We start from the raw sequence: 16,791 nt of genomic DNA on the forward strand, positions 1-16,791 counted from the left end.
ACTCGGCGAAGTCGGCCGCAACATGACGGTCTACGAGATCGACGGCAAGCTGCTCGTCGTGGACTGCGGCGTGCTCTTCCCCGAGGAGCACCAGCCGGGCGTGGATCTCATCCTCCCCGACATCTCGAAGATCGAGGATCGGCTCGGCGACATCGTCGCCGTGGTCCTCACGCACGGCCACGAGGACCATATCGGCGGTGTGCCGTACCTGCTCAAGCGCCGCGAGAACATCCCGCTGATCGGATCGAAGCTCACCCTCGCCTTCGTCGAGGCGAAGCTGAAGGAGCACCGCATCCGCCCCGAGACGCGCGTCGTCGCCGAGGGCGACCGCATCACCACGGGCCCCTTCGATCTCGAGTTCATCGCGGTGAACCACTCGATCCCCGACGCGCTCGCGGTCGCGATCCGCACGGACGCCGGCCTCGTGATCGGCACGGGCGACTTCAAGATGGACCAGCTGCCGCTCGACGGCCGCATCACCGATCTGCGCGCCTTCGCCCGCCTGGGCGAGGAGGGCGTCGACCTCTTCATGACGGACTCGACGAACGCCGAGGTGCCCGGCTTCACCCCGCTCGAGAAGGACATCGGGCCCGTGCTCGAGCGCGTCATCGAGAAGGCCACGGGCAAGGTCGTCGTCGCGAGCTTCTCGAGTCACGTCCACCGCGTGCAGCAGGTGCTCGACGCCGCTCAGAAGAACGGCCGCCGTGTCGTGCTGCTCGGCCGCTCCATGGTGCGCAACATGAAGATCGCCTCCGACCTCGGCTACCTCGAGGTGCCCGAGGGCGTGCTCGTCGACCTCAAGAAGAGCGGCGACATCCCGGACGAGCGCATCGTCTACATGTCCACCGGCTCCCAGGGCGAGCCGATGGCGGTGCTCAGCCGCATGGCGAACCAGGAGCACCAGGTCGAGATCGGCGCGGGCGACACGGTGATCCTCGCGTCGAGCCTCATCCCGGGCAACGAGAACTCGGTGTACCGCGTCATCAACGGCCTCATGAAGCTCGGCGCGCACGTCGTGCACAAGGGCAACGCGAAGGTGCACGTCTCCGGCCACGCCTCGGCGGGCGAGCTCATGTACTGCTACAACATCGTGCGGCCGAAGAACGTCATGCCGATCCACGGCGAGTACCGGCACCTCATCGCGAACGCGGGCGTCGCGATCGAGACCGGGGTGCCGCAGAACCGCACCATCATCGGCGAGAACGGCACGGTCGTCGACCTCGTCGACGGCGTGGCGCGCAAGGTCGGCCAGCTCGAGATCGATTTCATCTACGTCGACGGCAAGAGCGTCGGCCGCGTCACCGACGACGATCTGCGGGATCGCCGCACGCTCGCCGAGGAGGGCTTCATCTCGGTGATCACTGTCGTCGAGACGAGCCTCGGCCAGATCGTCTCCGGTCCCGAGGTGCACGCCAAGGGCGTCGCCGAGGACGACCGGGTCTTCGACAAGATCAAGCCGCAGATCGCCGATGCGCTCGAGCAGGCCATGAAGGACGGCGTCACCGATCAGCACGCCCTGCAGCAGATCACCCGCCGCACGGTCGGCCGCTGGGTCGGCACGAAGCTGCGCCGCAAGTCGATGATCGTCCCCGTCGTGGTGGTGGTGTAGGGGGTGGCTCCCGCCGCATCCGACGCCGTCGCCCGTTTCGCGACCGAGGCCGAGCGCTCCGAGTGGGACGCGCTCGTCGCGGCGAACCCGGGCGGCGGCGAGGTGTGGATGGGCGACGCCTACCTGGGCGTGAAGCGCCGAGAGGGGCGGTACCGGGATCGGCGCGTCATCGTCGAGCGGACCGCGGCGCCGCCCGTCGCGGTCGGCGTGCTCGCCAAGCGCGTGCCGCTGCTCGGCGAGTGGTGGCATCTGCCGGCGGGTCCCGCGGGCGAGGATCCCGAGGCGGTGCTCGCCGTCTCGGCCGCGGTGGCCGCGCTCGCGCGCCGCAGCGGCGCGTTCCTCCTGAAGATCGAACCGCGCCTCGCCCCGGCCGCGCGGCCCGCGATCCGCGCCGCCGGGTACCGCGAGACCGTCCGGATCATCCCGAACCCGTCGACCGTGCTCGTCGACGTCGCGACGGAGGCCGCCCCGGGAACGCCCGAGGCGGATCGCGAGCTCCTCGCCGGGCTCGGGAAGAAGGCCCGCAACGCGATCACGCGCGCCGCGCGCGACGGCATCGTCGCCTCGCGGGTCCCCGCGACGGAGGAGAACTGCGCCGCGTTCGTCCGTCTGCTCCAGGAGACCGCCGAGGGTCGGTTCGTGCTGCGCTCGGAGCGGTACTACCGCGAGTTCTGGCAGAGCTTCTCCCGCTCGGGCGACGGCCAGCTGTTCCTCGCCCATCGCCCGGACGCCGATGGCGCGCCGGTGCTCGTCGCCGGCGCCTTCGCCATGGGGCTCGGCGCGAAGACCACCTACAAGGACGGCGCCTCGGTGCGGGCGAAGACCGCGTACGGCGCGTCGCACGCGCTGCAGTGGGAGGTCCTGCGGTGGGCGAACGCGCGAGGCGCGACCGTGCACGACCTGTGCGGGGCGCCCCCGAGCGATCGCGCGGACGACCGCGAGCATCCGCTCTTCGGCGTCGGCCAGTTCAAGCGATCCTTCCAGCCCGTGATCACGGACTACGCGGGCGCCTACGATCTGCCGCTGCGACGGCGCGCCTACGCGCTGTGGACCCGGCTCGGCGATCGGATCGCGCGCCGCGCCTCCCTCGCCCTGCAGAAGGACCCCTACTACTGATGGCCGCAGGACTCATCCGCGCGAGCGCCGTGATGGCGTCGGGCACCATGGTGTCGCGCATCCTCGGCCTCGTGAAGGCCGTGCTGCTCGCCTACGCGATCGGCTCCGTCGGCGCCGTCTCCGCCGACGCCTTCGCCAACGGCAACCTGCTGCCGAACACCCTGTACATGGTGCTCCTCGGCGGCATGCTCAACGCGGTGCTCGTGCCGCAGATCGTCCGGGCCGCGCACGGCCCCGACGGCGGCGCGGGCTACATCAACAAGATCCTCACGCTGATCTCCGCCGTGCTCTTCGCGATCACGGTGATCGCGATGCTCGCGGCCCCCTGGATCGTGTGGCTGACCGCGGTGCACTGGCCGCCCGAGCAGCTGGCGCTCGCGACGGGCTTCGCGTACTGGTGCCTCCCGCAGATCGTGTTCTACGGCCTCTACACGGTGCTCGGCGAGGTGCTCAACGCCAAGAGCGTGTTCGGCCCGTTCACCTGGGCCCCCGTGCTCAACAACGTCATCGGCATCGCGGGCATCGTGCTCTTCATCGTGCTCTTCGGCGCCGACCCGCACGGCTCCCGCACGGTCTTCGAATGGGACCCGCTCTCGATCGGCGTGCTCGCCGGCAGTGCGACGCTCGGCGTGGTCGCGCAGGCGCTGATCCTCTTCGTCTCCTGGCGGAAGGCGGGGATCCGCTACCGTCCCGACTTCAAGTGGAAGGGCATGGGCCTCGGCCGCACCGCCCGCATCGCGAGCTGGAGCCTCGCGACGATCACCGTGATGCAGCTCGGCGGCTTCGTGACGAACAACATCGTCGCGATCGGCTCGGGCGACGGGCCGTCCACGAGCGCGATGCAGAACGTGTGGCTCATCTTCATGATGCCGCACTCGGTGATCGCCGTCTCGCTCGCGACCGCGTACTTCACGCGGCTCTCCGAATGGGGGCAGACCGGGCGGATGGCGGAGTTCCGCGCCGACTTCTCCGCCTCGGCGCGGCAGATCGCGCTCGTCATGGTGCTCGGCTCGGCGGCGCTCTTCGCGGCGGCGCCCTTCGTGGCCCGCATCATCAACTTCGGGGCGACGGCGCTGCAGGTGGAGCAGTTCGCGCAGGCGCTCCAGGCGTACGTGGTGAGCCTCGCCGCCTACAGCTTCCTCTTCGTCGTGCAGCGGGCCTTCTACGCCCTCTCCGACACCCGCACGCCGTTCGTCTTCACCTCCGTGCAGATGGGCATCGTGATCGCGCTGTCCCTGTGCCTGCCCGCCGTGCTCCCCGCGGCGCGCATCGGCATGGGCTTCGCGCTCGTCTGGTCCTTCGCCACGATCGTGCAGGCGCTCCTCGCGAGCTGGATGCTGCGGCGCAAGATCGGGGCGATCGACGGCCGCCGGATCCTGCGCAGCGTCGTCACCTTCGTGCTGGCCGCCGCGCCGGCGCTCCTGCTCGGCCTGCTCGTCGCGTGGCTGCTCCGTCTCGCCGTGCCCGACGCCGGCGCGCCCATCGCCCTCGCCTTCGCCCTCGCCGTCACCGCCGTCGTCGCCGGCGCCTACGTCCTCTGCCTGGGCCTGCTCCGCTCGCCAGAGCTCGCCGAGCTCACCGCATTCGTCTCCCGCAAACTCCGAAGGAACCGCTCGTGACCTCCGCCGCGAACCTCACCGTCACCCCCTGCACCGATCGCGCCGAGTGGGACGCGACCATCAGGCGCCTCGGCGGCCACCCCCTGCAGCTGTGGGGCTGGGGCGAACTGAAGGCCGCGCACCGCTGGAGCGCCGAGCGCGTGCTCGTCCGCGCCGGCGACGGGAGCGTCGTCGGCGCCTGCCAGCTCCTCACGCGCCGACTGCCCGGCCCGCTCGGCGGCTTCGTCTACGCGCCGCGCGGCCCCGTCGTGGCCCGCGACGCCGCCGATCCCGAGCGGCCCGCCGCCGAGCCCGGCCCCGCCGCCATCGCGGAGGCCGTCGCCGAGCACGTGCGCGCCACCCGTCGCGCCGTCGCCGTGTCGATCGAGCCCGATGAGGACGCCGGCGCCTTCCCGCTCGGGCCGAAGTGGCGGGAGGCCCGGACGCCCGTGCTGCCCGCGCGCACGCTGATCCTCGACCTGCGCACGCCGGAGGACGAGCTGCTCGGCGACATGTCGAAGAAGCACCGGCAGTACGTGCGCAAGGCCGGTCGGGAGGAGTCGCTCGAGATCCGCCCCGTGGAGACGCGCGCGCAGCTCGACGCGTGCCTCGAGGTCTACCGGCGGACGAGCGAGCGCGCCGACTTCGGCCTGCACGAGGACTCCTACTACCACGACGCGTTCACGATGCTCGGGGAGGACGCGCCGGTGTGGGCGGCCTACGTCGAGGACCGCCCCGTCGCCTTCCTCTTCATGGCGAAATCGGAGCGCACCGCCTTCGAGCTCTACGGCGGCATGGACGAGACGGGGCAGCGGCTCCGCGCGAACTACGCGCTGAAGTGGCACGTGATCCGGCACATGCGCTCGATCGGGATCGAGCGCTACGACTTCGGCGGCCTCATCAACGACGGCGTGACGACCTTCAAGAAGGGCTGGGCCTCGCACGAGAACCTGCTCGCGGGCTCGTGGGACCGCCCGGGGCCGGGGTACGGGATCTGGACCGAGGGGCTGCCGCTCGCCAAGCGGGTCGTGCGCGCGCTCCGCCGCCGCTGAGCCCGCGTGACCGCCACCCGCGCCGCGGGCGCCTACCGGCGCGCCCTCGCGGCATTCACGAACCCCACGCTCGACCTCCTGCACGGGCGCCACGCGCCGTTCGTCGTCGCCGTGCTGTCGCTCGTCTTCACGGCCGATCGACCGGCCGTCGCGATCCCCGACGCGCACGCCGAGATCGGCGAGGCCGTCGAGGAGCTGCGCGCCGCCGGCTACGCCGAGGAGGGCCGAGGGCTGCCCTCCGGCACGCCGCGCGAGCTCTGCCGCTCCTGGGTGCGGCTCGGCTGGCTCGTGCCGCAGATCGTCGACGGCGCGGAGGTCTACCGGCTCTCGGCGCAGGCCGTCGGCGCGCTCGAGATCGCGGGGCGCGCGGGCGGCGGCCGCAGCCGCGTCTCGCGCTCCCGCGTGCGCACGCTGCTCGACTCGGTCGAGCAGCTCGTGCAGCACGCCGAGACCGATCCCGCGGAGCGCCTCGCCCGGCTCCACGGGGAGCGTGCGGCGCTCGATGCGGAGATCGCGCGGCTGGAGGCGGCCGAGCGCGAGGGGCGGGCGATGGATCCGCCCGACGAGGAGCAGCTCATCGAGGGCGCGGAGCACGTGCTCCACCTCTCCCGCGAGCTGCCCGCCGATTTCTCCCGGGTGGCCGAGTCGATCAACGCCATGCAGCGCGACGTCGTCGCCGAACTGCGCCGCGACGTCCGCCCGGCGGGCGAGGTGCTCAGGGAGTACCTGCAGCGCGGGCAGCACGTCATGCAGGCGACCCCCGAGGGACGCGCGTTCTCGGGCGCGCTCGCCCTCATCGGGGATCCGGAGCACATCGATCGGCTCACGGAACAGCTCCGCGCGCTCCTCGGGCAGCCCTTCGCCCGGCTGCTCGGGGCGCAGCAGCGGGACGACCTCGACGCCGTCGCCCGCAGGGTCGAGCAGGGCGTGCAGGAGGTGCTCACGGCGCAGCGGGGCGCCTCGCACGTCATCACCGCCCAGGTGCGCACCCACGATCCCGCGCGGGACCGCGAGGTGGACGAACTGCTGCGGAGCGTCATGTCCGGGCTGCAGGGATGGATGCGCAGCTCGCGGCCGGGCGAGGAGGTGGCGCCGGTGCGCGGCTTCCCGAGCGCGGGCATCGGGCACCTCAGGCAGACCGTCAGCGAGCTCCGCCCGCCGCGCACCCCCGCCCCGCTCGCGGACGGCGCGGCCGAGGCGGAGTTCGCCGATGCCGATACCCGTGCCTGGGGCGGTCCCCGCTACGCCGAGCTCGAGGCGTACGTCGCGGGCCTCGGCGACCGCTTCGACCTCGCCGAGGCCTTCGCGGGCGCCGACGCGTCCACGCGGCGCCCGGTCGACCTGCTCGGCCTCCTCGAGATCGCCCACCGCAACGGCATGACCGAGGGGGAGGAGGTCTCCGTGGCCCGCGCGGTCCGCCCCGACGGCACGCGGCGCGAGTTCGCCTTCGCCGCCGTCACGGCGTCCGCCGACCCCGGGCCCGACCCCGCGCCCGATCCCGACGCCGCCTCCGCGCCCGACGCCGCCCCCGCGCCCGCTCCCGCCCCCGCAGACAAGGACCCCGACGATGATTGATCCCGTGCCCGCCCCGGACCCCGCGCGCCCCGATCCCGAGCCCTTCGTCGCCCCGCTGCCGATGGAGGGCGATCCCGACGCCTGCTTCGCCGGCGACCGCGGCGTGCTCGACCCCGCGGTGCGGCGCGTGCTGGTGCGGCTCCTGCAGCGCCGCTTCCTGCTGGCCGAGCGGCATCCCGAGGACTGGCGGGTGCTCCTCGACCACCAGCACCTCGTGGAGTCCCGGCTGCACGAGCTCTTCGTCCGCCTGGTCGTCGACCAGGGGCGCGGCGTCGCCTACAAGCAGCAGGTGCGGGCCGAGGGCCTCGACGCGCCGATCCTGCTGCGCGACGAGGCCTACTCCCGCGCGGAGACCCTCGTCCTCGTGTATCTGCGGACGGTCTATCAGCGCGAGTCGAGCTCCGGGGAGCCCGCGGCCCGCGTCGACGTCGAGGAGGTCGAGCAGACGGTGCTCAGCTACTTCGCGGAGACCGACGGCGATCTCGCGAAGCGCCAGCGCGCCGTGCGCTCGGCGCTCACGCGGCTGCGCCAGGACGGCATCGTCGACGAGGAGTCCGAGGGCCGCTACCGCGTCGGCCCCCTCGTCGAGATCGTGCTGAGCGCCGAGCGGCTGCGCGAGCTCGACGCGTGGCTGCGCGAGCGGACCGCGGAACCGGAGGGGGCGACCCGATGACCATGCTCGACACGCTCTTCGGGCTGATCCCCGCGGGGTCCCGCGGCCAGCAGTGGCTCGCCGAGGACCTCCAGCTCGTCAACTGGGGCGGCTACGACGGCGCGCACCGCGTGCGGTTCTCGCCGCGGGCGACGCTGCTGTGCGGCGGGTCGGGATCGGGCAAGTCGACGCTCATGGACGCCTACATCGCCCTCATGATGCCGCACACCACGCCGTTCAACGGCGCATCGAACGGCGGGGTCATGGGGCGGGCGCGCGGCGAGGAGCAGCGCAACATCCTCTCCTACGCGCGGGGCAAGCTCGACGTGTCGCGCAGCGAGGAGGGCACCCGCACCCGCGTGCTGCGCGGCGACGGCGCCGACACCTGGACGGCGATCGCCATGACCTGGGTCGACCACGACGGATCGCGGTTCTCGGCCGTGCGCGCCTGGTACATCCCGGCCGGCGCCCGGGCGCTCGAGGAGACCGTGCGGGTGCGCGCGAGCGCCGACGGCCCGGTCGAGCTGCGGGATCTCGAGGCCGCCGCGGCCCGCCGGTTCTCGGACGCGGCCCTGCGCGCGGCCGGCCTCGAGCCCGTGCCGACCGATCGCGAGTTCTCGGCGCGGCTCCATGCGGTGCTCGGGATCGGCGCGGCCGGCGCCGGGGCGAAGGCGATGAGCCTCCTCGCCCGCATCCAGGCGGGGCAGCAGATCACCACGGTCGACGAGCTCTACAAGCGGATGGTGCTCGAGGAGCCGGAGTCGCTCGCGACCGCCGACGCCGTCGTCGCGCACTTCGACGAGCTCGAGGGCACGCGCGAGCGCATGGTGACGGCGCAGAAGCAGGTGCGCGCGCTGCGCCCCATCGCGGGCATGCGGGAACGGATCGATGCCGCGATCGACCGGCTGCGGCTGCTCGAGGAGCTCGGCCGGCCCGCCGACCCCGGCTCGCTCGTGGCGCTCTGGCGCAGCGACCGCAGACTCGCGCGCCTGCGCGCGGCCGAGGCCGAACTGCAGCGGCGCGCCAGACGCGCCGAGGCCGAGGTGCGCGAGCAGCAGGCGGCCGCGGCGGCGGCCGAGGCCGACCGCGACGGCCTGCGCGAACTGCTGCGGGCGTCTGGCGGCGACCGGATCGAGACCGCGGAGCGCGAGCTGCGCGGGATCGCGCGCCGTCTGGAGACGGTACGCGCGGCGCGCGGCCGGCTCGACGAGCTGCTCGCGCCGCTCGGGCTCGCCGCGGGCACCGCGGCAGAGTTCGCGGCCCTCGCCGAGGAGGCCGCGGCAGCACTCGCGACGACCGGCGCGAAGTCGGCGCCGCGCGAGGCCTACGCCGAGGCGCGCGCCGCGCGCACCGCGCTCGCCGCCGAACTCGCCGCCGCCGAGACCGAACGCCGGGAGGCGGGCGAGCGCAGCAGCAACATCCCCGCCGCGCTGCAGCAGGCGCGCGAGCGCCTCGCCGACGCGGCGGGGCTCCGCGCCGACGAGCTGCCGTTCGTCGGCGAGCTGCTCGAGGTGCGCACCGAGTTCGAGCCGTGGCGCGAGGCCTGCAACCTCGCGCTCGGCGGGTTCACGACGAAGCTGCTCGTCGACCGCGAACGGCTCGCGGGCTTCCGCGCGGCCATCGACGGCGTGCCGGCTCCGGTGCGCCTGAGCTACGAGGGCGCACGAGCGGGTCTCGCGCGCCCCGCGGCGGCCGATCCCGCGACGCTCCCCGGCCGCCTCGAGGTGCGCGACGGCGCCTTCGCCGGGTGGCTGGAGGAACGGCTGAGGGACGGCTTCGACTTCGTCTGCGTCGACAGCGCCGCCGAGCTCGGCCGGCATCCGGCCGCGCTCACCATCACGGGGCAGAGCTCCCGCGGCGGCTCGGGCGCGCACGGCGGGCAGGGCCGCGCGAACGCGCTCGGCACCTCGAACCGCCGGCGGCTCGCCGCGCTCGACGCGGAGATCGAGCGGCTGCGCGAGCGCCTCGCCGCCGCCGCCGAGACGGAGCGGCTGGCGGCGGCCGCGCTCGACGAGCTCGATGCCAGGAGCGCCGTCTACGCGCGCATCGCCGAACTGCGCTGGAGCGAGCTCGACGTCGACGCCGTGCTGCGGGAGCAGGCGCGCTGGGAGGCGGTGATCGCGGGGATCTCGGACGGTGATGCGCGGGTGACCGAGCTGCAGCGGCGCCTCGCCGACGCGGGGCGGCGCGCAGCCGCGCTGCAGGAGGACGTCGGCCGGGCCAAGGCCGTCCGCGAGCGGATCGCCGAGCGCTGGGCCGCGCTGAGCGACGAGGTCGATGCGGCGCAGGGCGCGGTCGACGCCGCGGAGCACGCCGGCCGCGCCCTGGCGCCCGCCCAGGCGGCCTACCTCGACGACCGCTTCGCGTCGGGCACCGACGGCACGGGCCCCGCGCCGGATGCCGCGCCGGATGCCGCGACGTATGCCGCGCCGGATGCCGCGCCGGACGAGGAACTGCGCTGCTTCGACGCCGTGATGGAGACGGCGGCGAAGCGCCTCCTCGAGGACCGGCGCCTCGCGCAGGAGACGCTCGAGGACCAGCGAGCGGCGCTCGCGCGGGTCTTCGAGGGATTCCTGGAGAGCTGGCCGAACCCGAACCTCCGCGCCGACCCCGACACCTCCTTCGGGGACTTCGCGCGCATCCTCGCCGAACTCGAGACGAGCGGACTGCACGAACTCGAGGCCGAATGGCGCGACAGCCTGCTCAAGCTCTCCGGCAACGACCTGACGAACCTCGAGTCGACGCTGCGGCGCGCGCTGCGCGAGATCGGCGACCGGATCGAGCCGATCAACCGCATCATGCGCGCGCTCCCGTTCTCCGACGACGCGCACCGGCTGCAGATCGCCACGCGGGAGACCCGGTCGGAGGCGCGGACGCGCTTCCGCAGGGAGCTGCGCGAGGTGCGCGCGCGCATCGAGGCGGCCGAGAGCGACGAGGATCGTGCTGGGGCCTACGACCGGATGTCCCGGGTGATCGAGCGGATCCGTCGCACCGCGCCCGACTTCGCCGACCTCGTCGACGTGCGCGGGCACGTGCGGGTGAGCGCGGAGAAGGTGCGCGCCGAGACGGGGGAGCACGTGGCGCTCTACGATCACATCGGCGAGAAGTCGGGCGGCGAGTCCCAGGAGCTCATCGCGTTCATCGTGGGGGCGGCGCTGCGCTACCAGCTCGGCGACGCGGGCGCCGAACGGCCCCGCTACGCCCCGGTGTTCCTCGACGAGGCGCTCATCAAGGCCGACGCGCACTTCACGAAGCGCGCGATCGGGGCGTGGCGCGGCCTCGGTTTCCAGCTCGTCATCGGCGCCCCGAACGACAAGTACAGCGCGATCGAGCCGCACGTGGACGTCGAGTACGACATCCTCAAGGACACGGCCGGCCGATCCTGGGCGAAGCCGAAGGTCGCGCTCCCGGGCTGACCTGACGCCCCGGGCACCCCCGTCGGCTCGGCCGGCTCGGCGGCCCGGGTCGTGCGGGGTTTTCGGGACCGCCCGGAGCGCCTGTTCGCCATTGTCGGCGGCTGAACGTACCCTGGTCCCATGGCTAGCAAGACGTCGTCGCGCGAAAAATCGGGCAAGCCCGCCGGGCGGGGCTCCCGCGCGGCGAGCACCCGGACCTCCGCGAAGACGCGGGTGCTCGCCGAACCGGAGCCCCAGGACGGGGTCGTGGTGCGCGCCTGGAACGGCCTCGCGCACGCCGTCGGCGGCGCGGCCCGCGCCTTCCGGCTCGAGCCGCTCGCGCCTGAGGACCGCCGAGACGGGATCCCGCTGCTGCTCGTGCTGCTCGCCGTCGCCGGCGCCGTGGTGGAGTGGTTCCTCATCGGGCAGCCCGTGGCCGCGCAGCTGGACGCCTGGACCTTCGGCGGGCTCTTCGGGCGGGTCGCCTTCGGCCTGCCGATCATCATGGCGGGCTTCGCGCTCTGGCTCTTCAACCATCCCTCGAGCGTGAACGACAACCGGCGCATCGCGATCGGGCTCTTCCTCGCGGTCGCGGGGGTCTCGGGGCTGACGCATCTCTACGGCGGTCGGCCGAACCCGCAGGAGGGCATGCCGGCGCTCGCCGAGGCCGGCGGTCTGCTGGGCTGGATGGTGGGCGCCCCGCTCGGCGCGCTCACGCTCTGGGTCGCGACGCCGGTGCTCTCGCTCCTGCTTCTCTTCGCCGTGCTCATCGTGACGAAGACGCCGCCGTCGCGCATCGCCCGCCGACTGCGGGAGGCCTACGACTTCCTCTTCGGGGTCGCGGCGGAGGCGCCGGAGGAGGCTCCGGAACCCGCCCGCAAGCGACGCGGGCGCGCCGCGTCGGACGACACGCTCTTCGACCTCGAGGAGCAGGAGGGCGACGGCGGGGCGCTGCCCTGGTGGCGCCGCAACGCCTCGGGGCGCGAGGAGGATCCGGCCTACGCCGGCGACGCCTCGGCGCTCGACGCGGCCCTCGGCGCGGGGGAGCCGGAGTCCCGGGCGGAGGGCGCCTTCGAGTCGGCCCTCGCGCCCGACGCGCCCGCCGCGACGAACGCGTTCCCCGCGGAGCTCTTCGACGAGCTCGATCAGGCCGAAGCCGCGGTGCAGGCGGCCGACCCCGCCCCGGCGTCGGGGCTCGGAGACGACTCCTGGGACGACTTCGCCGCCCCCGCGGAACCGCGGTCGGGCGACGAGCCCGCCGAGACGACGCCCTTCGCTGTCGCGCCGCCGCACGAGCCCGGGTCGACGGCGGAGTACCGCCTGCCCGATCAGTCGGCCCTCTCCGCCGGCGACGCGCCGCGGGCGCACACCGAGGCGAACGACCAGATCATGGCCGCCCTCGCGCGCGTATTCGAGGAGTTCAAGGTCGACGCCCGCGTCACCGGATTCTCCCGGGGGCCGACGGTCACCCAGTACGAGGTGGAGCTCGGGCCCGGCGTGAAGGTCGAGAAGGTCACGGCGCTGTCGAAGAACCTCTCGTACGCCGTCGCCTCCAACGAGGTGCGCATCCTCTCGCCGATCCCCGGCAAGAGCGCCATCGGCATCGAGATCCCGAACCAGGACCGCGAGAACGTCGCACTCGGGGACGTGCTGCGCTCGAGCAAGGCGCAGCGCAGCCCGCACCCGATGACGATCGGCGTCGGCAAGGACGTGAAGGGCGGCTTCGTCGTCGCGAACCTCGCGAAGATGCCGCACCTGCTCGTCGCGGGCGCGACGGGATCGGGCAAGTCGAGCTTCATCAATTCGATGATCACGAGCATCCTCATGCGGGCGACCCCCGCGGAGGTGCGCATGGTGCTCGTCGACCCGAAGCGGGTGGAGCTCACCGTCTACCAGGGCGTCCCGCACCTCATCACCCCCATCATCACGAACCCGAAGAAGGCGGCCGAGGCGCTGCAGTGGGTCGTGAAGGAGATGGACATGCGCTACGACGATCTGGCGAGTTTCGGCTTCCGCCACATCGACGACTTCAACGAGGCCGTGCGCTCCGGCAGCATCGTCCTCCCCGCGGGGAGTCAGCGCGTGCTCAAGCCCTACCCGTACCTGCTCGTCGTCGTCGACGAGCTCGCGGACCTCATGCTCATCGCCCCGCGCGACGTCGAGGACTCGATCCAGCGCATCACGCAGCTCGCCCGTGCGGCGGGCATCCACCTCGTGCTCGCGACCCAGCGGCCTTCGGTGAACGTGGTCACGGGCGTCATCAAGTCGAACGTCCCGAGCCGCTACGCCTTCGCGGTCGCCTCGGGCACGGACTCCCGCGTCATCCTCGACGAGGTCGGCGCGGAGCGGCTCATCGGTCAGGGCGACGGCCTGCTGCTGCTCAACGGCGAGTCGAGCCCGATGCGCGTGCAGGGCGCATGGGTGAACGAGACGGAGATCGCCCAGGTGGTGAGCCACGTCAAGGCGCAGGCGCAGCCGGAGTACCGGGCCGATGTGGCGCAGGCGGCCGAGAAGAAGGAGATCGACGAGGACATCGGCGACGATCTCGAGGTGCTGGTCGCGGCCATCGACCTCGTGGTCTCCTCGCAGTTCGGCTCGACCTCGATGCTGCAGCGCAAGCTCCGCGTCGGTTTCGCGAAGGCCGGGCGGCTCATGGATCTCATGGAATCGCGCGACATCGTCGGGCCCTCCGAGGGGTCGAAGGCCCGCGACGTGCTCGTGACGCCGGAGCAGCTCCCGGAGGTGCTCGCGCGGATCACGGGCGCCGGCGCGAGCCGGCCGGCGTTCGCGGCTCCGCAGGCCTCGGCTCCGCAGACCGCGGCTCCGCAGGCCTCGGCTCCGCAGGCCTCGATGGCGGCGGGCGCGTCCGCGGTCGGGGCGGGTGCGCCCGACGCGGCGCCGGACGGAGAGTCCGCCACGGACGTGATCGCTCCGCTCGGCGACGATCGCTACGACGACCCGATCGGGCAGTACGAGGCCGGCCTCGAGGAGGTCGACGGGGACGGCGACGAGGACGCCTGGCAGTTGACCGGGCGCGACTGACGGAGGCGACATGAACGCTCGATGGGGCTGGACGCTCACAGCCGTGCTCACGGTGCTCGTGCTCGGCGGGGCCGGCGCGGCGATCGCGGTGGACGCCGGCACGCACAACAGCGGCGCGGTGCGCGAGGTCGCCGAGGACTACGTCGCGGCCGTCGCCGCCGGCGACGCGGAACGCGCGGACGCGCTCGCCGTGTCGCCCCTCGGCCCGGGCGTCGACCCCGAGGCCGTCGCGTCGGCCGAGCATATCGCCGACGCCGAGCTGCGCGGGTTCCGCGTCGACTTCGATCGCGGCCGGGCCGGCGGGGACGTCAGCTACGCGCTCGAGGGGGAGCGTCACCGGGAACGGCTCGAGCTGCTGCGGGTCGACGGCGAGTGGCGCGTCGCCGAGGGGCTGCGCACCTCCGTGCTCGCCGACTCGGAGCTCACCTCCGTGCTGGCCTTTCGGGGCATGGCCGAACCCTTCCCTCGCGCCGGCGGGGAGATCCCCGTCTACGCGGGCGCCTACACGCTCATCTCCTTCAGCGAGTTCTTCGAGCTCCGCCCGAACGCGGTGGTGTCCACGGCCGGCGGCTCGCCCTACCTCTCGGCCGAGGAGTGGCTCGTGCCCGCCGAGGCGTACGCGGAGGAGGTGCAACGGCAGATCGACGACTGGTACGAGGAGTGCGCCGAGCGCACCGAACCGAGCGCGCTGCGCGAGTGCGGCATCGAGATCGACGCGGCCGCGACCGATCTCGCCGCGGGGAGCGAGCTCGTCGCGGAGGTCGAGATGCTCGAGGCTCCGCGGGCGACGGAGTTCACCGACGCCTACGGATGGGGCGCGCTCGCGGATCTCGGCCGCTTCTCCGTCGAGCTGTCGGGGCGGGACGACTCGGGCGCGCGCGTGTCCGCATCGGGCACCGCCCGCGCGGTCGACGCCGAGATCGAGGTCGGCGCCGCTCGCGATGCGCTCGACGTGTCGATCCTCCCGTACTGAGCGGTCGGCGCCCCCGAGGCTCGGCCGCGCATCGGCGCCCCCGGGGCGTCGGAGCGCCCTCCAGTAGGCTGCAGGGTATGAGCAGCGATGCACCGGCGACGGCACCGAGCAACTGGAACGCACCCAACATCATCACGGGCGCCCGTATCGTCGCGACCCCGTTCTTCCTGTGGATGCTGCTCGCCGACGGCGGAGCGGACGGGCCGCTGCGCTGGGCGGCCGCGGCCTTCTTCGTGCTCGCGATCGCCACCGACGCGTGGGACGGGCACCTCGCGCGCTCGCGCGGGCTCATCACGAACCTCGGCAAGCTGCTCGATCCGATCGCCGACAAGTTCCTCACCGGGGCGGCGCTCGTCGGACTCTCGATCCTCGCCGAGCTGCCGTGGTGGGTCACGGGCGTGGTGCTGCTGCGCGAGGTCGGCGTGACCGTCCATCGCCTCATGATCGCGAGCGAGGTCGTCGTCGCGGCCGCCTGGATGGGCAAGCTCAAGACGGTGGTGCAGTCCGTGGCGATCACCCTCGCGCTGCTGCCGCTCGCGAGCGTGCTCGGAGCGGCGGCGCCCGTCGCCGTCTGGGCGAACATCCTCACCATGTCGGCCGCCGTGATCCTCACGATCCTCAGCGGGATCGACTACATCCTCGGCTTCCTCCGTGCGGGTCGGGTCGGCGGATGACCGACGGGAACCCGGGGTCCACGGCCGAACTGGGCGCGGCGCTCGTCGCGCGCGCGGGGGAGCTCGGCATCAGGGTCGCCGTCGCGGAGTCCCTCACCGGAGGGCTCCTCGCCGACGCCATCGTGACGGTCCCCGGCGCCTCCCGGGTGTTCAGCGGAGGCATCATCGCCTACGACACGGCGCTCAAGGCCGCGCTGCTCGGCGTCGACGTCGCACTGCTGCGGGAGCGGGGCCCGGTCGACGGCGACGTGGCCGAGCAGATGGCCGCCGGCGTCAGGCGCGCCTGCGCCGTCCCGCCGTGCGCGCCGGCGGCGGGTGCCGCCGGGCGGGAAGCCGACGATCGCGGTGCGGTCGCCGAAGCGGCCTGGCTCGGCGTCGCGACGACCGGCGTCGCCGGGCCCGATCCCGATCCCCAGACCGGTCAGCCCGCCGGCACGGTCTGGGTCGCGGTGGACGCGGGCGGATCCCGCCGCGCGCGTCGGCTCCAGACGTCCGGCGGACGCGCGGAGATCCGCTCCGCCACGGTGCGCGCCGCGCTCGCGCTCGCGCTCGCCGCGCTCGATCCGGATCAAACTTGAGCCCAATTGACTCAAGTTCAGCGAAGTTTCAGGAATAGCCGCGGTAGTGTCGAGGTTATCTCCTGTGACACCGACCATCGTGGTCGGAGGTTCCCGCAGCGGCGATCCCGCGGCAGAGCGGGTAGGGTGGATGCACGACCCGGGCGTTGTGCGAGTGAAGGAGGACCCACATGGTGCTGATGCGTCAGGAAATCGGCGACGTGCTGCGTGACTTCCGACTGCAGAAGGGGCGCACGCTCCGTCAGGTCGCCGGCGAGGCGAGCGTGGCGCTGGGCTACCTGAGCGAGGTCGAGCGCGGGCAGAAGGAAGCGTCGAGCGAGATCCTCGCGGCGGTCGCCGATGCGCTCGATACGCCGCTGTCCGTGATCATGGGCGAGGTGAGCGAGCGGCTCGCGGTGGTCGAGGGGCTCGCGCTCCCGATCGTCGACCGCGTGCCCGACACGATCCCCGCGGATCTCGTCTCGGGCTACGCGCCCGAGCTCGTCTCCTGAGTCCCGCGGACCGCCGGCGGCACGAGGCGCCCGCCC

12 protein-coding genes are annotated in these 16,791 nt (G+C 73.3%); all 12 read left to right on the forward strand.

Features of this window, described 5'->3' with window-relative positions; genetic code table 11:
• The first annotated feature begins 22 nt into the window (after positions 1 to 22).
• Positions 23 to 1,609: a ribonuclease J gene (locus MUN78_RS05080; protein ID WP_244729232.1), complete on the forward strand. Its 1,587-nt coding sequence runs from the start codon at positions 23 to 25 to the stop codon at positions 1,607 to 1,609.
• 3 nt (positions 1,610 to 1,612) lie between these two features.
• Positions 1,613 to 2,725, forward strand: a complete 1,113-nt coding sequence (locus tag MUN78_RS05085) for a lipid II:glycine glycyltransferase FemX (protein WP_244729234.1) — start codon at positions 1,613 to 1,615, stop codon at positions 2,723 to 2,725.
• The gene (gene murJ, locus MUN78_RS05090; RefSeq protein WP_244729236.1) at positions 2,725 to 4,344 is read left to right on the forward strand and encodes a murein biosynthesis integral membrane protein MurJ; all 1,620 of its coding nucleotides are present in this window, start codon (positions 2,725 to 2,727) and stop codon (positions 4,342 to 4,344) included. The genes MUN78_RS05085 and murJ overlap by 1 nt, the downstream gene beginning before the upstream one ends.
• Positions 4,341 to 5,375 carry a lipid II:glycine glycyltransferase FemX gene (locus MUN78_RS05095; protein ID WP_244693453.1) on the forward strand — a complete coding sequence of 345 codons (1,035 nt, stop codon included), beginning with the start codon at positions 4,341 to 4,343 and terminating at the stop codon, positions 5,373 to 5,375. The genes murJ and MUN78_RS05095 overlap by 4 nt, the downstream gene beginning before the upstream one ends.
• Before the next feature lie 6 nt (positions 5,376 to 5,381).
• Positions 5,382 to 6,950, forward strand: coding sequence for a DUF3375 domain-containing protein (locus tag MUN78_RS05100; protein ID WP_244729238.1), 1,569 nt, complete (start codon positions 5,382 to 5,384; stop codon positions 6,948 to 6,950).
• Positions 6,943 to 7,623 carry a DUF4194 domain-containing protein gene (locus MUN78_RS05105; RefSeq protein WP_244729239.1) on the forward strand — a complete coding sequence of 227 codons (681 nt, stop codon included), beginning with the start codon at positions 6,943 to 6,945 and terminating at the stop codon, positions 7,621 to 7,623. The genes MUN78_RS05100 and MUN78_RS05105 overlap by 8 nt, the downstream gene beginning before the upstream one ends.
• Positions 7,620 to 11,018, forward strand: coding sequence for an ATP-binding protein (locus MUN78_RS05110; RefSeq protein ID WP_244729241.1), 3,399 nt, complete (start codon positions 7,620 to 7,622; stop codon positions 11,016 to 11,018). Before MUN78_RS05105 ends, MUN78_RS05110 begins: the two co-directional genes overlap by 4 nt.
• Before the next feature lie 120 nt (positions 11,019 to 11,138).
• Complete coding sequence (locus tag MUN78_RS05115) at positions 11,139 to 14,039, forward strand: FtsK/SpoIIIE family DNA translocase (RefSeq protein ID WP_244729243.1); 2,901 nt, start codon at positions 11,139 to 11,141, stop codon at positions 14,037 to 14,039.
• A 10-nt stretch (positions 14,040 to 14,049) separates the two neighbouring features.
• Positions 14,050 to 15,012 carry a Cif family virulence factor gene (locus tag MUN78_RS05120; protein WP_244693458.1) on the forward strand — a complete coding sequence of 321 codons (963 nt, stop codon included), beginning with the start codon at positions 14,050 to 14,052 and terminating at the stop codon, positions 15,010 to 15,012.
• Positions 15,013 to 15,089: 77 nt separating this feature from the next.
• Entirely contained in the window at positions 15,090 to 15,686 is a 597-nt protein-coding gene (gene pgsA / locus MUN78_RS05125) for a CDP-diacylglycerol--glycerol-3-phosphate 3-phosphatidyltransferase (protein ID WP_244693459.1), read from the forward strand.
• A complete protein-coding gene (locus MUN78_RS05130; RefSeq protein WP_244729245.1) occupies positions 15,683 to 16,264 on the forward strand; it encodes a CinA family protein in 582 nt (193 codons plus the stop codon). Before pgsA ends, MUN78_RS05130 begins: the two co-directional genes overlap by 4 nt.
• A 170-nt stretch (positions 16,265 to 16,434) precedes the next feature.
• Positions 16,435 to 16,755 carry a helix-turn-helix domain-containing protein gene (locus MUN78_RS05135; RefSeq protein WP_244693461.1) on the forward strand — a complete coding sequence of 107 codons (321 nt, stop codon included), beginning with the start codon at positions 16,435 to 16,437 and terminating at the stop codon, positions 16,753 to 16,755.
• Positions 16,756 to 16,791 lie beyond the last annotated feature (36 nt).

This window comes from Leucobacter allii, assembly GCF_022919155.1.
GTDB classification, from domain to species: domain Bacteria; phylum Actinomycetota; class Actinomycetes; order Actinomycetales; family Microbacteriaceae; genus Leucobacter; species Leucobacter allii.